This is a genomic window from Streptomyces sp. Ac-502 (assembly GCF_045222935.1).
GTDB lineage: Bacteria > Actinomycetota > Actinomycetes > Streptomycetales > Streptomycetaceae > Streptomyces > Streptomyces monomycini.
Genome location: NZ_JBHFFO010000001.1, coordinates 2,124,447 through 2,142,921 on the forward strand (window position 1 = coordinate 2,124,447; position 18,475 = coordinate 2,142,921).

An 18,475-nucleotide genomic window follows, 5' to 3' on the forward strand; every position below is an offset into this window, starting at 1 on the left:
CGTGGCCGCCGGCGGCCGGCGGGCCCGGCGTCAACGCAGCGGCAGCTCGGCCGGCGCGACGCCCGGGGCGGCCGTCTCCAGCAGCCGCGGCAGACCCGCGTAGTCCGTGCCCATCTTGCGGCAGACACTGGACAGCAGACGGGTGACGACCGTCTCCGGGGTGGCCAGTTCCTCGGCGATGCGGCTGGTGGGCCAGCCCAGGGCGAGCCGTTCGGCGGCCGCCCGCTCCTGGGCGGTGAGGGTCTCGGTGCCGGTGCTGTGCAGCTGGAGCGGGCGCAGGCCGGCCGCGGACAGCTCGTCGCGGGCGCGTTCCGCGAGGCCGTCGGCTCCGCAGTGGACCGCGCCCTCCAGCCCGCGGTAGAGGCGCTCGGCCGCGTCCTGCGGCAGGCCGGCCCGGCGCAGCGCCGCTCCGTGGTCGACCAGGGCTTCAGCCAGCGCGTAGCCGGCGGGTGAGTGCTCCAGTTCACGTACGGCCTCGGCGAGCAGTTTGAGGGCCCGGCCGCCGCCGATCACGGTGGCGGCACAGTGCAGGGCCTCGCCGACGGCCGTGGCGGTGCCGAACCTGCGGGCCCGGCGTACGCCTTCCTCGGCCAGCTGGACGGCGCGCGGACTGTCGGTGAGCGCCGTGGCGCGGGCGAGGTGCAGCTGCCAGGGGCACCAGGCGGGGTTGCGCATGCCGCGGGCCTCCAGCCGCCTGCCGACCGCCTTGAGGTGGTGTTCGGCGTGCCGGTGCAGGCCGCGGGCCAGCAGCAGTTCGCTGTAGACGGTGCGGGAGTCGGGGTAGACGACGGCGTTGGGCACGATGTCGCCGTAGCTGAAGTGGTCGGCGAGTTCCTGGGCGTCGTCGACGCGGCCGCGGGCGAGCAGGATCTCGATGAGGATGCCGATGGCGTACCACCGGGCCGGTACCGCGCCGCCGACCCGCTCGGCGATCCGCAGCCCTTCGCGTACCAGGGTCTCGGCCTCGGCCAGCGCGCCGCGGCGGTAACGGATGTAGCCGAGCAGGGCGTGGCCGAAGGCCAGGTGGGCGCCGCGCCAGCCCTTGCGCTCGCACTCGGCCATGCCGCGGGTGAACAGTTCCTCGGCGCGGCCGGGCTGGTCGCAGTACATGAAGACCATGGCGACGGCGACCGGCACCTCGAAGCCGCGGTTGTCCTCGGTCCAGCTCAGCCCGCCGACCAGGGCCGCCTCGGCGTAGCGCAGGGCGGTGGTGGCGGGCTCGCCGTGCACCACGCAGTCCCAGGCGCGCAGGCCGAGGATGTAGCGCTCGGCGAGGCCGTCGCCGGTGAGGTGGTCGGCGAGCCGGCTCAGCCTGCGGGAGCGGGCCGCGGAGTCCGGTTCGTCGGCGCGGAAGGCGCTCCAGACGAAGTTCTCGGCCTGCATCCGCAGCCGGGTGCCGGGGAGGCTGGTGCGGCGGGCCTCGTCGGCGGCGAGTGCCGCGGCCTCGGCGACCTTGTCGGTGTGGGCGAGTGCCTGGGCGAGCCGGTAGGTGACGGCTTCGCGCAGTTCGGGGGCGATGTCCGGTTCCTCCAGGGCCTCGCGCAGGTAGTTGACGGTGACCTCGGGGGCGGAGAGGAAGGTGGCGGCGCCCAGTTCGAACAGGACGGCGGCGCGGTTCTCGGGCGAGGGCGGCTCGCGCAGGGCGCGGGCCAGGAAGCGGCGGGCGGCGTCGGGCGCGCCGGCCCGTACGTACTCCCGCGCGGCCTGGCGCAGCCGGTGGACCACCCAGTCGTCGCCCTGGCAGGGCACCTCCAGCAGGTGCCGTGCGGCGACCGTCGGTCCCAGCCCGGCTTCCACCACCGCTTCGGCGGCCACGTTGTGCATGCCGACGCGCAGGGAGGCCGGGATCGCCCGGTGGACGGCGGTGGCGATCAGCGGGTGGGCGAACCGCAGGTTGCCGTCGGGCGCCTCGGCCTGGGCCAGGATGCGTGCCTCGCGCAGCTGGGTGACGGCCTCGGCCGCGGACCCGGTGCCGAGCGCGGCGACACCGGCGGTGATGTCGGGCGTGGCCGAGGTGCCCAGGACGGCGACCGCCCAGGCGAGCCGGACGGCGGCGCCGCCGAGCTTGTCCATCCGGTCGATCAGGCCCTTGCCCTTGACGGCGGAGGCGATCTCGCGCAGGGCGGGCAGGTCGTCCCGGCCGCCCTGGAGGCCGCGCTCGCGGAGTCCGGCGGCGAGTTCCACGGCTTCGAAGGGGTTGCCGTCGGTGACCGCCCAGCATTCGGTGCAGAACTTGTCCTCGGCCGCCGCGCCGATCGCCTCGCGGACGATGCTGGTGACCGCCTCGCAGGTGAACGGGGTGAGGGTGAAGGGGCGGGTGGCGTGGCGTTCGGCGAGCTTGCGGAAGGGGGCGGCGTCGCGCGGCAGTTCTTCGGGGCGGTAGGCGACCACCACGAGCATCGGGAGGTCCTCGGCCCGGGGCGCGAACGCGGTGAGCCAGCTCAGGGACTCCTGGTCGGCCCAGTGCGCGTCGTCCAGGACCAGCACGGTGGGCGCCTGTTGCACGGCGAGGCGGGTCACCAGCCAGTCCAAGCCGTCGCGGACACCGGTCGGGTCGGGCACGCTGCCGCCCGCGTCGGCCACCAGGCCGAGGGCCGGGGCGACGATGTCGTACCAGGTGCCCAGGACGGTGCGGGAGGCGGCCTCGTCGTATGCGGCCAGGACGGGCTGCACGAGCTGGCGTACGACGTGGAAGGCCATGCCGTGCTCCTGCTCGCCGCCGCGCGCGGAGAGCACGGTGCAGCCGTGCGCGGCGGCACGGGCGCGGACCTCGGCGAGCAGTGCGGTCTTGCCCATGCCGGCGGGTGCGGCGAAGGAGAGCAGTCCGCCGCGCCTGGCGGCGACGGGGCCGCCGCCAGGGCCGCAGAGCCGGTCCAAGGCCGTTTCCAGGGCTTCGAGTTCGGCGTTCCGTTCGAGCAGGACACGCCGTGCGTCGCGCACCTGCTCCCATCCGTTGGCCATGACTGAATCCGTTCGCCGCGTGGGTGCTCCCGCCCGCCGCGAGTGCGGGCCCGTCCGGCCGCACTCTGCCTGCGATAGCGCAGAGCGTACGCCCATACGGACCCGCGGTAACCAGGATGAGTGACATGCTGCACGACGGGGGCCGGGCCGTGCTATAAGCGCACGCGTCTACCCGTTCCGGGCCGTCCGAGACACCCGTAAGCAGCCACTCTTACGGGTGAATCGGCGTTGCTTCGGGGGAAGTTGAGCAGCCAGGGGCGCGGGTCAGTGGCGTCCCTGCGTGAGCGCCCCCTCGGTACGCAGCCGGGCCACAAGATTACGGGCGGCCCGCTCTCCGGAGGCCACACTGCTGTTGGTGGTGGAGTGGCCCAGGATGTCGCCGCCGGCCGGCTGGACCCGGCCGCGCGGGTCGAATCCGGCCGCGAAACGGGCGATGGCCCGGTAGTCCCCCGGCCGCCGGCCGATCAGGCACGGCGCGACGCGCCAGATGTGCGTCATGACGGTGTGGCGCTCCAGTTCGGGCAGGATGCCCATCCGCCGGACGCCCGCCAGGACGTGGTCCACCACCTTGTCGTCCCCCAGGTCCCAGTTGCGGTCCGACCACGCGCCGCGCAGATGGGTCATGACCAGCCCCGCCCCTTCCGGTACGCGCCGCGGGGAGAGGTTGTGCTCCAGCACGAAGGCGCAGAGGTCCGGGTGTTCGACACGGGACGCCTGTACCAGCATGGCCCGTTCCGCCGTCGGGCGGTCCAGTCCGAAGGCGACGTGGATGCTGCGGGCGTACGGGGCGTCGTCCAGGAACTCGCGCTGTTCGGGCGTGAGTTGGCCGTACAGCGGCGGTATCTGCGGCGGCGGTACGGCCAGGACGCAGGCGGCGGCGGTCTCCAGGTGCTCCGCCTCGCCCGGCCGGTGCCAGGTGACCGCCACCTCCTCGCCGCGGTCCTCGACCGAGGTGGCCTGGGCGTGGTACTCGACGGTGAGCTGCCGGGCCAGCCCCTTGGGCAGGAAGCCGACGCCTTCCTTGGAGGTGAAGAAGCCGCCGCCGCACAGGATGACGTCGATGAAGACGAACGGCATCGCGGCCGAGACCGCTTCCGGCTCGCCCAGGCACAGCCCGGAGACGAGCGGGTCGAGCAGGTACTCCAGGGTCTCGGGCCGCAGGCCGCGGCGGGTGGCGTACTGATGGACGGACTCGAAGTCGGCCGCGGCCATCGGGGACATGTCGTGCGGTGTCAGCAACGGGCGTACGCGGCGGTAGTCGCGCAGCAGCTTGGCGATGTCGCCGAGGGGAAGCTGGTCAGCAGCCCGCCGGTGGCGAGCTGCCGGCGGGAGCCGAGGCGGACCCGGTCCACCCGGCCGCCGCGGACCAGGCCGAACAGGTCGCTCCCGGGGACGACCTCGTCGGCCAGGCCGGCCGCGGCGACGAGGCGGATCAGTTCGCGGTAGCTGTGGATGAGGATGGTCGCCGCCCGGTTGACGGCGAATCCCGAGACGTTGACGGTGGCCATCCGGCCGCCGGCCAGCTCCGGACCGGCGCTCTCCAGGACGACGGTCTCGCAGCCGGCCTGCTGGAGCCGGAAGGCCGCGGACAGGCCGGCGATCCCGCCGCCGACCACGAGGACACGGGGCTTTGCACGCACAACGGTTCACCCTTCCTGCCGGTGCCCGGCCGCGCCCGCCCGGGGCGCCGGTCCGGATACCGGGACGTTGCGACAGGGCCTGGGGGTCCGAAGGGGCCGCCGGGAACGGGCCGGCCCCGTGGACCGCGGAACCGGGGGACAGCGGTGTCCCCCGGGCTCACATCGCGGGACTCAGCTGGTCCCACCACCACGCGACCGGGCGCAGCGGCAGCGGTTCGAGACTCCCATCACTGGGCGAGTCCGCCCAGACACCGAACGCGGGCGCCGGATCGGGGGCGGCACCCGGGTCGGACCGGTAGCGCGGGGTCACGGCGCTGTAGTCCAGGTTGCCCCGGATGAAGTGGTCCAGTTGGCCGAGGTAGCAGCGCACCTCGGGAGTGGCCCGTACGGCGGTCTGGTCCCGCAGGGTGACGTACAGGCACATCAGGCGGTCGTGCAGCGCGGCCGCCTGGACCATGGCCTCCTGGGGCGGCACGCGCAGCGCGTGTTCCAGGATGCCGACGAGGTTGGACTCCAAAGACTGCTCCTTGACCTCGCGGTGGTAGGAGTAGACGTCGTTGGCGAAGGTCACCAGCGCCGAGGCGATCTGGGTCAGGGCTCGTATTCGGGGTGTCTCGGCCGCCTCGCTGGGCAGCGAGGTGCCCTCCGCCATCTCGATGACGGCGATGGACGCCTTGGTGCCGCGGTCCCGTGGGCCGATCACGAGGTACTCCTCCAGGCTCGGTACGGAGCCCGAGGCCCGCTGGCCCATACCGACGCAGGCGGCGAGAAACCATTCGGCGACGCCGTCGACCCAGCGCCGTACGACCGTGCCGGTGGCGTGCCGCCGGTAGCGGTGCGAGACCTCGCCGAAGGCGGCGGTGTACGGGTCGACCGTCTTGTCGTCGGTGGTCTCGGGATGGTCGGCCCCGTGGATCACCTGGACGGCCATCGGCAGGAAACGTTCCGGGTTCCGGCTGAAGAGCCCGCCGTCCAGGTAGACGTCGTCCAGCAGCAGGCCCAGGCAGGACCAGTCGGCCCCGATCTGCAGCGGGTCGGTGGCGCCGTCGGGCGCGATCCGGCACGCCCACTCGGCGGTGCGGTTGGCCAGCACCTGTGCGTGGTGGAAGTCGTCGTCGCAGAACCCGAACCGCGCCATCCAGTCCACCACCCGCGCCTCGATGCCGGCGGTCTCGTGGTGCGGCGCCGCCGGGATGGGGCAGAAGAGCCGCGGGACGACGGCGGCGGCGTGCGGCGCCGTCGCGTCCGGGTCGTGCTCCGGCCCGGTCCCCGGTAACGGGACCGCGGCCGAACGGGCGGCGGGAATCTCGTGTTCCGGGGCGCCGTAGCCTGTTGCCTGCATGGTTCTCTCCATGTTCACGGTGCTTGAGACGGCACTGCCTGTGCTGCGCCGCCGTCCGGCCTGCCGCGGAGCTCGCAGACCATGGGCAGCGGGCCCGGGCTCAGCACGGCCGCCGGGACCGGTCGTACGGTCCTGGCGGACGGCGGGCGCAGGCGCCAGCGCGCGGCGATGGCGGCAAGGGCGAGCACGGCTTCGGTCATCGCGAAGTGGTCGCCGATGCACTTGCGGTTGCCGGCGGCGAACGGGAGCATCGCACCGCTCGGGATGCTCCCCGCGCGTTCCGGCAACCATCGGTCGGGGTCGAACCGTTGGGGGTCGGGGAAGGCCGCCGGGTCCTGGTGCAGCACGTACGCGCTGTACAGGACGGTGCTTCCCGGTGCCAGCCGGTGACCGGCCAGCGTGGTCTCGGTGGTGGTGACGCGGGTCAGGGCCCAGCCGGGCGGATACATGCGCAGGGCTTCGGTGACCACGCGCCGGGCGTGGGCGAGCCGGGGCAGGTCCGCGGGGGCCGGCTGGCGGCCGGCGAGCACGGTGTCGACTTCCGCGTGCAGCCGGCGTTCCTCCTCGGGGTGGGCCGCCAGGAGGTGGAAGGTCCAGGCGAGGGCCAGCGCGGTGGTCTCGATCCCGGCCACCAGGAAGGTCATCAGCTGGTCGTGGGCCTCTTGGTCGGTGAGGGGTTCCTTCTGGTCGGTGAGCGGTTCCTTGTCGTGGAGTGTCTCCCGGGCGGTGGGCGAAGGGGCGGGGCGGCCGGGCGCCGGGCCGGCGGGGCACGTGTCCGGTGCGGAAGTGTCGTACGGGGGCGGGTCGTCGCCGGTGGCGTTGCCGCTGTCGTCCGTGGCTCCGAGGAGCGTGGCCAGCAAGTCGTCGTGCTCGGTGGGGCGGGCGCGGCGCTCGGCGATGATCTGGTCGATGAGGTGGTGCAGCCGGGCCAGGGCCCGGTCGAAGCGGCGGTTGCCGGGGGTCGGGAGCTTGTAGAGCGGGCCGAGCGGGACGACCGCGCGCAGCAGCACGCCGCGCATGGCGGTGGCCAGACATGCCCGGACCTCGGCGGCGAGGCCCGGGTCGAGGGAGGTGGACATCAGCACGCCGGTGGTCACCCGGGCGGAGAGGTCCATCATCGCGTCGGTGACGTCCAGTTCCCGGCCCGGCCGCCACTCCTCGACGGCCGCGCCGATCTCGGCGCTCATCACCGCGGCGTAGTCGGCGATCCGGGAGGGGCGGAAGCAGGGCTGGGCGAGCCGGCGCTGCCGGCGGTGCACGTTCTGCGGGCAGGTGACCAGGCCGTTGCCGAGCACCATGCGCATCGTGTCGTACAGCGGCCCGCCTTTGTCGTACGTGCGGGGGTCCATGAGGATCTGCTGCACCAGGTCCGGGTCGCAGGCCAGCCACACGCGCTGCGGGCCGAGACGGATCGCGACCAGGTCGCCGTGGGCGGGCATCGCGGCGAGGAATTCGAGCGGGCGCCGCCACAGGCGGAGCGCGTGCCCGAGCAGCGGGACGCCGCCGGGCGCGGCCGAGACGACCCAGGTGCCGGGTGCGGCGGCCGCGGGGCCGTGCGGTGCGCGGACGCCCGCCTCTCCACGTATTCCCATCGGGGACCACCTCGTTGGTTGATCGGCCGGTGTCCCGGGCTGCCGTCGAGCGGGCCCGGGGACGGAAGGACAGGTGGATGTGACGCACCATTACCTACCCGGGGCGCCCCGCCGGTCCCCTGGACATACTTTCTGTGGGGGGCGCGTCGGAGTGGGGGTCAGCTCACCGGAGCGGCATACGCTGAAACGGTACGGCGCGCGCCGGAGCCGCTCCGACGTCGGCAGAAACCTTTCACTTCCGAGGTGGGCGCTCTTGGGCGCACAACCGTTCGTGCGGGCGCCGTGACGCGCCGGGGCCGTCCGCCCAAACGCGCCCTTCCACGCTGTGGTGACGCGCAAGGGGGTGAGTGGTATAGGAGCCCGCCCCGGCAGCCGGCGACCGGCCCCGCGCGGCCCTGCGGCGGCGGACCGACGGCGCGCCCCAAGCGAATCATCCACCTTTCCGATCACCTCCTCTTCGTACCCTCCACGTCTGCTTGAGTTCACTTGGGCCGCTCCGGACCGGATACCCGTCCCTTTGTGTCGGCCCTTTTCGTTCCGCATGTATGCCTGACACTCCTGTGGATCAGCCGGCCCGACGTCTCGGCCGGCGCTTCTTCAAGCCCGTTGGCATCTCCGACTCCCCCGCAACCGACCGGCCGCCGGCCGAAGCGGAATGCGAGAGGGAATACTTCCGGCCGGAACTCTCCGCCGATCTGCTGGACCGCCTCGGCGCGGAACTCGACCGGATCAAGGCGATGTGGTCGCAACCCGCCGAAGCCGAGTGCGGCGCCGGGCCCCGGCGGTGCTGAGGGCGGCCAGCGCCGCCTGACAGCCCGGGCCTCGACGCCGCCGCCCAGCCCGCAGGGAAGTTGCCGTGTACGATCCCCCCACCCTCCACCTGCTGATGCCGTCCACCGCCGACGGGTACCGGATCCCCGCCCAAGTCACCTCCGAGCCCGATCTGACGGCCGCCTTCGGCCTCGCCGACGGCCCCCTCTTCCGTGACCAGCCGGCCCACGAGAGCCTGGCCGACGCCTACGACGCCTACGACACTTACGGCGCGGAGCCGATGGTCGTCCCCGACGACCTCGACGCCGAGCTGGCGCAGCTGCTGGACACCGCCGAACAGCCCCCGGTCACCGCCGGTCTGCCGGGGTCCGAGCGGCACAGCCACCGCAAGCCGTCCTTCCTGCGCGCCGCCCGCGCCGGCCGGGAGGGCGGCACCCGGTCGTGGCGGCGCACCCTGAGCCTGGTCACCGTCACCCTGACGTCCGTGATCGTGATGGCGGTCGCCCTGCTCGCCGCGGTGGCGTCCTACCCGCCGCTGCGGGCCCTGGCGGGCGAGGCCACGTCACCGCGCATCGCCCAGCTGTGGCCGCTGCTGGTCTACGGGCCGTGGATGGCCGCCATCCTGTCCATCCTGCGTGCCCGCACCCACCGGCGACGCACCGCGCACTCGTGGTGCGTCGTGATCTTCTTCGCGGCAGTGGCCACGGTGCTGTGCATCGCCAAGGCCCCCACCACCCCGGCGGGGATCACCGTGGCGGGGCTTCCGCCGGTGACCGTGCTGCTCTGCTTCCACCAGCTGATCCGTCAGCTCGATCCCGGCACCCCGGCGGCGGCCACCCGGCACGCGTACTCCAACCGCGGCGCCCACCGGCACCGTTCCGGCCGCTGAGATCCGGCAGCCGTCCGCGTCCCGGCGCCCTCCGTGCGGAGGGCCGCCGGGGCGCGGACGGTCATTGTTTTTCGGTTTTTGTTTTCCGGTCATTTCTTCTTTTGTGGTGCGGCCGCGTGCGGGTGCCCCGGAACCACTCCGCGCCCACGCCCCCCATGCGCCCGGCTGTCCGGAGGAAACTCCGCAGCAGAAACGTTGTTTGAGCCGACTGAGCGTATCCGGCAATTCCGTTATTCGTTGGTTGAGGCGTGAAGCCGTGCGTCAGTGCCCGACGAAGGAGTGTGCAGCGATGGCAGTGAGCTGGGCGAAGAGAATCGCTGTCACCGAACCCGCCCCGAAGCCCGTCCGCTACGCCCGCTATCTGGCCCCGCACTGGCAGGGGCTGCTCCGGGTGGACAGTGAGAACGGCATCGGCATCGTGCCGGCCGTCGCGTTCTTCGGCGTGCTCGCCTCGGTCCTCTTCGGCGCGGGCGGCGCGGGGGTGGCACTGCTGGTCGACATGGCCGTGGACCGCGGCCACATGGCGCGCGCCTGGGTGACGTTCGACCTCCTGGTGGTCGTGGCGCTGTCCCTCTCGTACTGGCTCGTCGGCCGGTACGGTCTGCGGTTCTACGACATCGACCCGGCCACCAACGACCTGTGGCGGCTGATCACCGTCGCCAACACGGCCTGGCGGTCGCTGCCCCGGGCGCACCGTACGGCCCAGAAGCCGCGGCTGCGTGCCGTGAACACCGCCGCCCGCATCCTGCTGGCCGATCCGGGGGACACCCGTACGCACCAGATGCTGCACGCGCACGCGGACGTGCTGCGGCACCTGGCCACCACGGTCCTCGCGGACACCCAGCAGGCCCAGCCGCCGGAGCCGCCCACCGCGTACGCGTCCCGCGCGGCCGACCCGGCTCCGCGCGCCGATCCCGCCCCGGCCCCCGCCGTCGCGAACTCGCTGGAGCGGGCGCGTTCCATCCCCAACCAGCCCTGATCCGCGGCCCGTCGCCGGATCGCGCGGGCCCTGGTCCGTTTTCCTGCGTGCTGTTCCGGTCGTTGCTGGTGTGCCCGCCGGAGCGGCGGAGCGCGCCCGCCGGGAATCGGGCCTTGTGGGCGGTGCGTACCCGGGCGGGGGCCGGGACCTGACCTTGGCCGGGTCTGGTGGCCGTACCGTCGCGTCCCAGGGAGCGGGCTCCTAGGGTGGGACGCCGGAACCGGAACTCTTTCCGTCCGCTCCCAGGAGGTCCCGTGAGCGTCAGCGCCAAGGGCACGTACCTGATCAAGAACGTGAGCAGCGGCCTGTATCTGACCGTCAAGGGCCACACCAAACAGTCCCCCGCGGACATCGTCCAGGAGCGGCTGTACGACTGGCCGCAGCGGGCCGCCCAGGCATGGCGGCTGGAGTCCGCGCCGGGCGGCGAGCGCACCTTCCGGATGCAGAACCAGCACAGCGGCGGCTACCTCCAGGTCCGCAGGTGCGGCAAGGACAAGGGCACGCCCCTGGTCCAGGAGCATCTGGAGGAGAACACCCCGGCGTACCGCAGCCAGTCGTGGCAGCTGGTCGATGAGGACCCGTACCGGGTCGCCAACCTGCACAGCGGCCTGTGGATGAACGTGCGCGACAACGCGGCCGCGGTGGGCGCGGTCGTCGACCAGTCGACGGAGAACACCGGTGCCTACCGCACCGCCGAGCAGTGGACCTTCGAGCCGGTCGAGGCGCGCGGCGGCGACCCGGTCTTCGACGCGCTGTCCGGGCTGCTGGTGGAGCCGGGCGGCGGCATCATCTCCACCGTCACGCACGTCTTCAAGGCGTCGCTGGAGGCCGCCGGGGGCGTCTTCGGCACCGTCGCCAAGTACGTGCCGGGCGACACCACGCCGTTCGTACGGTTCGAGGGCTTCCGTGGTGACGAGGTCATCCGGTTCTCCTCGCGCAACCGTGTCGAGGAGGGGCCGCGGAAGATCAGTGCGCGCTTCCCGCACCTGCCCAAGGAGTTCCACGGCGGCTTCGACTTCGTCACCCGGGCCCCGCGGCGCAGCGGCCGGACCTACCTCGGGGTCAAGGGCGACCTGACGGTCGCCTTCTCCGACAAGGACAACGACGGCATCGACCGGACCGAGGAGTACTTCCCGTCCCGGGAGCTGGAGCCGTACGGCCGGGTCCTGGAGGCGACGCCCGCGCGGCCCGACGACTCGCAGTACCTGCTGTTCTGCGAGCAGCAGACGGTGCTGATCGACGGCCGGTTCCGCGCGCCGGACCTCCGCGAGGTGCAGCCGGTGCCGCTGGGCCAGCTGCCCAAGGGGTGGACCGCCCCGGACGCGGTGGCCTCCACCACCGTGGGCGACGAGGTGCACTTCTTCGCCACCAAGGGCACCGAGTACATCGTCTTCACCCTGCGCGATCTCGTCCAGGGGCCCGCGCCGGTCCTGCACGCCTACCCGTTCCTGCTGGGGCTGTGGGCGTAACGCGGCGGCCGCGCGCGGCCGGATGACCGGCGGCCGTCTCCGTCCGGTCATCCGGTCCGCCGGGTCCGGGGCGCGGGCCGCGGCGCGTCAGGTGAGGTCGAACTCGCCGTCCCGGGCGCCGAGGACGAAGCCACGCCACTCGGCCGGTGTGAAGACCAGCGCGGGTACGTCCGGAGTGCGCCGGTTGCGCATCGCGATCCAGCCTTCCACGAAGGCGACCTGCACATCCCCCGTCCCCTGGCTGCTGGACTGCCAGGCGGCGCCGGTCAGGTCGGGTTCCGGCCTGGTCCCGTCCGCGAGCCGCTGTTCCATGATGCCCTCGGCCACGTCGCTGCTCCTCCCGGTTCGGCGTGGCGGTCAGCCTAGTCACCCCGCCCGGTGTCGGACAGGGCGCGCTTCAGGTGGCGGGCGGCTCGGCGCCCACCAGCCACATCGAGAAGAACTGGGACCCGCCTCCGTAGGCGTGGCCCAGGGCCCGGCGCGCGCCGGGGACCTGGTGTTCCCCCGCCTGGCCGCGCACCTGGAGGGCCGCCTCGGCGAAGCGGATCATGCCGGAGGCGCCGATGGGGTTGGCGGAGAGCACCCCTCCGGAGGGGTTGACGGGCAGGTCGCCGTCGAGCTCCGTCACCCCGGACTCGGTGAGCTTCCAGCCCTCGCCGGGCGCGGCGAAGCCCAGGTTCTCCAGCCACATCGGCTCGTACCAGCTGAAGGGGACGTACATCTCCACCACGTCGATCTCCCGGCGCGGGTCGGCGATCCCGGCCTGCCGGTACACGGCCGCGGCGCAGTCCTTGCCCGCCTGCGGGGAGACGAAGTCCTTGCCCGCGAAGAGAGTCGGTTCGCTGCGCATCGCCCCGCCGTGCATCCAGGCGGCGGGCCGGGGCGCCCGCCGCGCGCCCGCGCGGTCGGTCAGGACCATCGCGCAGGCTCCGTCGGAGGATGGGCAGGTCTCGGAGTAGCGGACCGGGTCCCAGAGCATCGGGGACGCCTGGACCTTCTCCAGGGTGATGTCGTGTTCGTGGAGGTGGGCGTACGGGTTCTTCAGCGCGTTGCGGCGGTCCTTGTACGCGACCAGGGAGCCGACCGTGGCGGGTGCGCCCGTACGCCGCATGTAGGCGCGGACGTGCGGCGCGAAGAAGCCGCCCGCGCCGGCCAGCAGCGGCTGCTGGAAGGGGACCGGGAGCGACAGGCCCCACATGGCGTTGGACTCGGACTGTTTCTCGAAGGCCAGGGTCAGGACGGTGCGGTGCACGCGGGCGGCGACGAGGTCGGCCGCGACCAGGGCGGTGGAGCCGCCGACCGAGCCGGCGGTGTGCACCCGCAGGATCGGTTTGCCGACCGCGCCGAGCGCGTCGGCGAGGTACAGCTCGGGCATCATGACGCCCTCGAAGAAGTCGGGGGCCTTGCCGATGACCACGGCGTCGATGTCCTGCCAGGACAGTTCGGCGTCGTCGAGGGCGCGCCGGGCCGCCTCGCGGACGAGCCCGGCCAGGGAGACGTCGCGGCGCGCGGCGACGTGCCGGGTCTGGCCGATGCCGACGACGGCGACCGGCTCTTTGGCCACGGCGGGCCTGGACCCACCGGTCCTGGACCCACCGGTCCTGGTCCCATCGGCCCTGGTCCCAACGGCGTTGGACGCTCCACCCTCGCTCATCGCGGCTCCCCTTCCAGTACGGCGACCAGGTTCTGCTGAAGGCAGGGCCCCGAGGTGGCGTGCGCCAGCGCCCGCCGGGACACACCGCGCCGGACGGCCTGCGCCGCCTCGCCGATCCGGATCAGTCCGGTGGCCATCATGGGGTTGGCGGCGAGCGCGCCGCCGGACGGGTTGACCCGTACCCGGCCGTCCAGCCGCAGCGCCTTGCGGAGGACGACCTCCTGCGCGGTGAAGGGGGCGTGCAGTTCGGCGGTGTCCACCGGCTGCTCGAAGGCTCCGGCGCGCTCCGCGGCCAGCCGGGTGGACGGCGAGTCGGTGAGGTCCCGTACGCCGAGTGCGTGGGCCTCGACGCGGTGGTCCATGCCGCGGATCCAGGCGGGCCGGTCGCACAGCCGCCGCGCGGTGTCGCCGGCCGCGAGGACGACGGCGGCGGCGCCGTCGGTGACGGGCGGGCAGTCGGCGGTGCGCAGGGGCTGGACGACGTACTCGCCGGGCGGCACCGGGCCGCTGTGCCGGGCGTGCGGGTTGGCAGCCGCGTCGGCGCGGGCGCGTGCCGCGATTCCGGCGAGCGCCGCCTCGTCCGTGTCGCCCGCGTCGATGAGGGCCTGGGCCTGGAGGGCGGCCAGGGAGACGGAGTCGGGCCACAGGGGCGCGAGGTAGTACGGGTCGAGCTGGCGGGTGAGCACGTCGCGGACCGCGCCGGACGAGGACTTGCCGTACGCGTACACGAGCGCGGTCTCGGCGGCGCCGGTCAGCAGCTTGACCCACGCCTCGTACAGCGCCCAGGCGCCGTCCGTCTCGACGTGCGACTCGGCGATGGGCGGCCAGGCGCCGACGCTGTCCAGTGCCATGGTGAAGGAGAAGGCCCGCCCGGCCAGGTAGTCCGACGACCCCGAGCAGGTGAAGTCGATCTCCCCGGCCCGCAACCCGGCCTGGCTCAGGGCGTCCTGGAGCACCGGCAGCAGGAGTTCGGCCTCGGAGACCTCGGCGGTGTCGCGGGCATGGTCGCTCTGCGCGAAGGCGACGACCGCGACCTCACGTCGCTCCGCGGCCGGGCCGGGTGTCGCGGACATCAGACCAGCTCCTTGTAGCTGTCGTAGTCGGCGTCGGGTTCGCCGGTGGGCCGGTAGTGGTCCGGGTAGCGGCCGTCGCCGCGCCACACCGGCTCCACCCGCAGGCCCATGCGTACCTCGTCGTACGGAATGCCGCCGATGCGGGCGTGCAGGGCCAGGTCGGCGCCGTCCAGGGCGATGTGCGCGTAGACGTACGGCACGTCGATGCCGAGGTTCTTCGCCTTGATGTTCACGATGCAGAAGGTGGTGACGGTGCCCCTGGGACCGACCTCGACCTGCTCCCGGGTGGCCACGCCGCAGGTGGGGCAGGCGCCGCGGGGCGGTACGTACACCTTGCGGCAGGACGGGCAGCGCTCCCCGACGGTCCGGTGCCCGGCGAGGGCGGCGAGGTAGCGGGACTGGGCGCGGCCGGGAGAGTAGGTGTAGTCGAGGCGGGCGGGGGCGGTGATGCCGGTGACGGGGTCGGTGAACTCGCCGTCGTGCGGTGTGGCGTCTCCCCTCCCGTCACCCTCGTACGGCTCGAAGCACGCGATGTCGGTGATGGCGCCGGTACGTTCCGCCGCCCAGCGCACCCGGACCCGCATCCCGGTGCGTACGGCGTCGGGGCCGGGTGCGTCCAGGGCGTGCAGGAGGGCCGTGTCGGCGCCGTCGAGCCGGACGAGCACCCAGGCGAACGGCGTGTCCAGCGGCTGGTGGCGGCGCGGGGCCGGGTTCCAGGCCCAGGTGGTGACGGTCCCCGTGGCGCCGACCTCGACGAGGTCACGTATCTCCTCGGCGGTGGCCGGGTCGTACTCGACGGGCGGCACCAGCACCCGTCCGTCCCCGGTCCGGACCCCCAGCACGACGCGCTCGCGCAGCCCGGTGAGGAAGGCGCTCTGCACGGGCCCGAGGGACCGGGTGAAGGGGAACTCGACGACGAGCGGGGCCGACAGCACCTCTGGGGCGTCGGCGTCGGGGGTGCGGGAGGTCGGGGGCATACGGGCTCCTCGCTTCCGTACGGGGGCGGCGGGCACGGCCGGGGGCCCGGCAACACCGGGACAGGCACGGTCGGGCCCGGCGTGCCGGGTCGGGCACGGTCTGGGCCGGCGCGCCGGGCCAGGCACAGCCGGGTCGGGCACGGCCAGGGCAGGCACGGCCGGGTCAGGCGCGCCGGAAGACGGGCGGGCGCTTCTCGGCGAAGGCCCGGGCGCCTTCCTTGGCGTCGGCCGTGTCGAAGACCGGCCAGCCACGGGCGAGTTCGGCCTTCAGGCCGTCCTCCTCGGTCATCGCGGCGGTCTCGTACACGGACGCCTTGACCGCCTCGACGGCGAGCGGGCCGCAGTCGTTGATCAGCGCGGCGATCTCCAGGGCCTTGCCGAGCGCGGAACCGTCCGGCACGACGTGGCCGATCAGCCCGATGCGCGCGGCCTCCCCCGCGCTGTAGGGGCGCCCGGTGAGCAGCATCTCCAGGGCGTGGGTGCGCGGGATCTGGCGGGCGAGGCGGACGGTGGACCCCCCGATGGGGAACAGGCCGCGCCGTACCTCGAAGAGCCCGAACGTGGCGCTCCGCCCGGCCACCCGGATGTCGGTGCCCTGGAGGATCTCCGTACCACCGGCGACGCAGGGTCCTTCGACGGCAGCGACGACCGGCTTGCGCGGGCGGTGGTGGCGCAGCATGGCCTTCCAGTGCAGGTCGGGGTCGGCTTTCAAGCGCTCGCGGTACGGCTCGCCGTCCATGCCCCGGCCGGCCAGCGCCTTGAGGTCCATACCGGCGCAGAAGGCGCCGCCCGCGCCGGTGAGCACCACCGAGCGCACCGAGTCGTCCTCGTCGGCGGCGACCCAGCCGTCGTACAGGCCCACCAGCATCGGCAGCGACAGCGCGTTCTTCGCCTCCGGCCGGTCGAGGGTGAGCACCAGGGTCGCGCCCTCGCGCGTCACGGTCAGATGTTCGGTCCCGCCCATGCGTCCTCCTGTCCGGGCGGCCGCGGGCCGTGCCCGCCGCCGCCGAGAGCCGCCCGTCCGCCCCGGAACGTAGAACAGGTTGCAGGAGCCGGGGGCCGACTTCAAGAGTTTTCTGACAGGCAGTCAGTTTCCGGCGCCGCGCCCCTTCCCCCGTACGGCGTGCGGCGCTCTAATGACCGCGAGCCGACGCCGCCGCCCGTTCTGGAGGAGACGTGGAATACAACCTCGCCGATCTGTTCGAGTCGGTGGTCGACACGGTCCCCGGACGTGAGGCGCTGGTGTTCCTCGACCACCCCGGCACCGGCGCGCAGCGCCGTCTCACGTACGCGGAGCTGGACCGCGCCGCCAACCGCCTCGCCCACCACCTGCGCGACCACGGCGTCACCCCCGGCGCGCACGTCGGCCTGCACCTCTACAACGGCGTCGAGTACCTCCAGGCCCTCTACGCCTGCCTGAAGATCCGCGCCGTACCGGTCAACGTCAACTACCGCTATGTCGAGGACGAGCTGACCTACCTCTACCGGGACGCCGACCTCGTCGCCCTGGTCTTCGACGCGGAGTTCACCGGCCGGGTCGCGGCCGCCCTGCCGCACGCGGACCGGCTGCGCCACCTCGTACGGGTGGGCACGCCGCCCGCCGGCGCCCCGGAACCCGCCGTCGCGCCGGTGCCGTTCACGGACGCCGAGGCCTCCGGCTCGCCCGAGCGCGACTTCGCTCCGCGCTCCGGCGGCGACCGGCTCGTCATCTACACCGGCGGCACCACCGGCATGCCGAAGGGTGTGCTGTGGCGGCACGAGGACATCTTCTTCTCCGGCATGGGCGGCGGCGCGCCCACCGGCGAGCCGGTACGGCGCCCCGAGGAGCTGGCCGAACGCGTCGCCGCCGGCGGCGAGGGGCTGGTCTTCTTCCCCACTCCCCCGCTGATGCACGGCACCTCCACCCTCACCGCGTTCATCGCCTTCCACTTCGGCCAGAAGGTGGTCCTGCACCGCAAGTTCGTCCCGGAGGAAGTGCTGCGTACCGTCGAACGGGAGAAGGTCACCAGCATCTCGCTGGTCGGTGACGCGATGCTGCGCCCGCTCGCGGACGCGCTGGCCGGTCCGCTGAAGGGCACGGACTGCTCCTCGCTGTTCAGCGTCAGCAGCTCCGGGGCGGTCCTCTCGGAGACCGTACGGGAGCAGTTCGCCGCGCTGGTGCCGGGCGCCCTGCTGCTCAACAACTTCGGTTCCTCCGAGTCCGGCTTCAACGGCACCGCCACCGAGGACTCGGGCCCCGGCCGGGGCTTCCGGTTGCGCGTCAACGCGCACACGGCGGTGGTCGACCCGGCCTCCCCCGCACACGCCCGGGTGGCGGCGGGCGAGGTGGGGCGGCTCGCGCTGCGCGGACATGTACCGCTCGGCTACTACAACGACCCGCGCAAGACCGCCGAGACGTTCTTCGAGGCGGACGGCGAGCGGTGGGTGCTGCTCGGCGACATGGCGACCGTCGACGAGGCGGGCATCGTCACCGTCCTCGGGCGGGGCTCGCAGTGCATCAACTCCGGCGGCGAGAAGGTGTACCCGGAGGAGGTCGAGCAGGCGCTGAAGGCGCATCCGGACGTCTACGACGCGCTGGTGGCCGGAGTGCCGGACGAGCGGTGGGGCAGCCGGGTGGCCGCGGTCGTGCAACTCCGCGACGGCGCCGCGCCGCTGGATCTGGCAGCGGTGCGGGACCATTGCCGGACGCGGCTGGCCGGTTACAAGATCCCGCGTTCGGTGGTCTTCACCGAACACATCCGGCGCTCCCCGAGCGGCAAGGCGGACTACCGGTGGGCGAAGGCGGTGGCTTCCGGAGCGGGCGCTTCCTAGAAGGGAGCGCGGTCCGCGGGCGCTCCGGGGCCCGCGAGGTGCGGCCTTCCGCCGGCACCGGCGGGCGCGGTCCCGGCGGGACACGCCCCCGCCCCGAACGGACCGGGCTCCGGCCGCCGCCCCGACGGCGGCCGGAGCCCCTGACCGGCTGGTTCAGGCGGTACGGCGGTGGTGGCGGCGCGGCCCACACGACCGGGAACCGGTGTGCGCCGCGCCGGGCCGGGGTATGACGGCGAGAATCTTCGACATGAGGGGGTTCTCCTGAGTGGGAAGAAGGGGACACCCGCACGGTTGCCCGCACCCCGCGCCAGGTCGAC

15 protein-coding genes are annotated in these 18,475 nt (G+C 73.5%); 5 read left to right on the forward strand and 10 right to left on the reverse strand.

Going from position 1 to position 18,475, the window contains the following annotated elements; translation table 11 throughout:
* Positions 1-30: 30 nt before the first annotated feature.
* From ACEXOX_RS09545 to ACEXOX_RS09565, 5 genes are all read right to left on the reverse strand, one after another.
* A complete protein-coding gene (locus tag ACEXOX_RS09545) occupies positions 31-2,961 on the reverse strand; it encodes an ATP-binding protein (RefSeq protein ID WP_406519943.1) in 2,931 nt (976 codons plus the stop codon).
* A gap of 264 nt (positions 2,962-3,225) precedes the next feature.
* The gene (locus ACEXOX_RS09550) at positions 3,226-4,200 is read right to left on the reverse strand and encodes an FAD-dependent oxidoreductase (protein ID WP_406519944.1); all 975 of its coding nucleotides are present in this window, start codon (positions 4,198-4,200) and stop codon (positions 3,226-3,228) included.
* On the reverse strand, positions 4,194-4,601 hold the full coding sequence (locus ACEXOX_RS09555) for an FAD-dependent oxidoreductase (protein WP_406519945.1): 408 nt from the start codon (positions 4,599-4,601) through the stop codon (positions 4,194-4,196). Before ACEXOX_RS09555 ends, ACEXOX_RS09550 begins: the two co-directional genes overlap by 7 nt.
* 157 nt (positions 4,602-4,758) lie before the next feature.
* Positions 4,759-5,943 (reverse strand): terpene synthase family protein, encoded by a 1,185-nt coding sequence (locus tag ACEXOX_RS09560; protein WP_406519946.1) that lies wholly within the window; start codon positions 5,941-5,943, stop codon positions 4,759-4,761.
* A 14-nt stretch (positions 5,944-5,957) separates the two neighbouring features.
* Positions 5,958-7,535 (reverse strand): cytochrome P450, encoded by a 1,578-nt coding sequence (locus ACEXOX_RS09565; protein ID WP_406519947.1) that lies wholly within the window; start codon positions 7,533-7,535, stop codon positions 5,958-5,960.
* Positions 7,536-8,080: 545 nt separating this feature from the next.
* On the opposite strand from ACEXOX_RS09565, the gene ACEXOX_RS09570 reads away from it, so the two are divergent.
* The 4 genes from ACEXOX_RS09570 to ACEXOX_RS09585 all read left to right on the forward strand — a co-directional run bounded on the left by ACEXOX_RS09570 (position 8,081) and on the right by ACEXOX_RS09585 (position 11,643).
* The gene (locus tag ACEXOX_RS09570) at positions 8,081-8,326 is read left to right on the forward strand and encodes a hypothetical protein (RefSeq protein ID WP_406519948.1); all 246 of its coding nucleotides are present in this window, start codon (positions 8,081-8,083) and stop codon (positions 8,324-8,326) included.
* A gap of 65 nt (positions 8,327-8,391) precedes the next feature.
* The gene (locus tag ACEXOX_RS09575; RefSeq protein WP_406519949.1) at positions 8,392-9,195 is read left to right on the forward strand and encodes a DUF2637 domain-containing protein; all 804 of its coding nucleotides are present in this window, start codon (positions 8,392-8,394) and stop codon (positions 9,193-9,195) included.
* Positions 9,196-9,484: 289 nt separating this feature from the next.
* Positions 9,485-10,174: a hypothetical protein gene (locus ACEXOX_RS09580; RefSeq protein ID WP_406519950.1), complete on the forward strand. Its 690-nt coding sequence runs from the start codon at positions 9,485-9,487 to the stop codon at positions 10,172-10,174.
* 254 nt (positions 10,175-10,428) lie between these two features.
* Positions 10,429-11,643 carry an RICIN domain-containing protein gene (locus ACEXOX_RS09585; RefSeq protein ID WP_406519951.1) on the forward strand — a complete coding sequence of 405 codons (1,215 nt, stop codon included), beginning with the start codon at positions 10,429-10,431 and terminating at the stop codon, positions 11,641-11,643.
* An 87-nt stretch (positions 11,644-11,730) separates the two neighbouring features.
* On the opposite strand, the gene ACEXOX_RS09590 is transcribed toward ACEXOX_RS09585, so the two are convergent.
* The 5 genes from ACEXOX_RS09590 to ACEXOX_RS09610 form a co-directional block, all read right to left on the reverse strand.
* On the reverse strand, positions 11,731-11,955 hold the full coding sequence (locus ACEXOX_RS09590) for a DUF397 domain-containing protein (protein WP_406526278.1): 225 nt from the start codon (positions 11,953-11,955) through the stop codon (positions 11,731-11,733).
* Between the two features lie 85 nt (positions 11,956-12,040).
* Entirely contained in the window at positions 12,041-13,207 is a 1,167-nt protein-coding gene (locus ACEXOX_RS09595; RefSeq protein ID WP_406519952.1) for a thiolase domain-containing protein, read from the reverse strand.
* 86 nt (positions 13,208-13,293) lie between these two features.
* Positions 13,294-14,370, reverse strand: coding sequence for a thiolase domain-containing protein (locus tag ACEXOX_RS09600; protein ID WP_406519953.1), 1,077 nt, complete (start codon positions 14,368-14,370; stop codon positions 13,294-13,296).
* Positions 14,370-15,347, reverse strand: coding sequence for a Zn-ribbon domain-containing OB-fold protein (locus tag ACEXOX_RS09605; RefSeq protein WP_406519954.1), 978 nt, complete (start codon positions 15,345-15,347; stop codon positions 14,370-14,372). Before ACEXOX_RS09605 ends, ACEXOX_RS09600 begins: the two co-directional genes overlap by 1 nt.
* A gap of 163 nt (positions 15,348-15,510) precedes the next feature.
* Positions 15,511-16,311 (reverse strand): crotonase/enoyl-CoA hydratase family protein, encoded by an 801-nt coding sequence (locus tag ACEXOX_RS09610; RefSeq protein WP_406519955.1) that lies wholly within the window; start codon positions 16,309-16,311, stop codon positions 15,511-15,513.
* A 212-nt stretch (positions 16,312-16,523) separates the two neighbouring features.
* Between ACEXOX_RS09610 and ACEXOX_RS09615 the strand changes: the two genes are divergently transcribed.
* Positions 16,524-18,158: an acyl-CoA synthetase gene (locus tag ACEXOX_RS09615; RefSeq protein ID WP_406519956.1), complete on the forward strand. Its 1,635-nt coding sequence runs from the start codon at positions 16,524-16,526 to the stop codon at positions 18,156-18,158.
* The last annotated feature ends 317 nt before the right edge of the window (positions 18,159-18,475 follow it).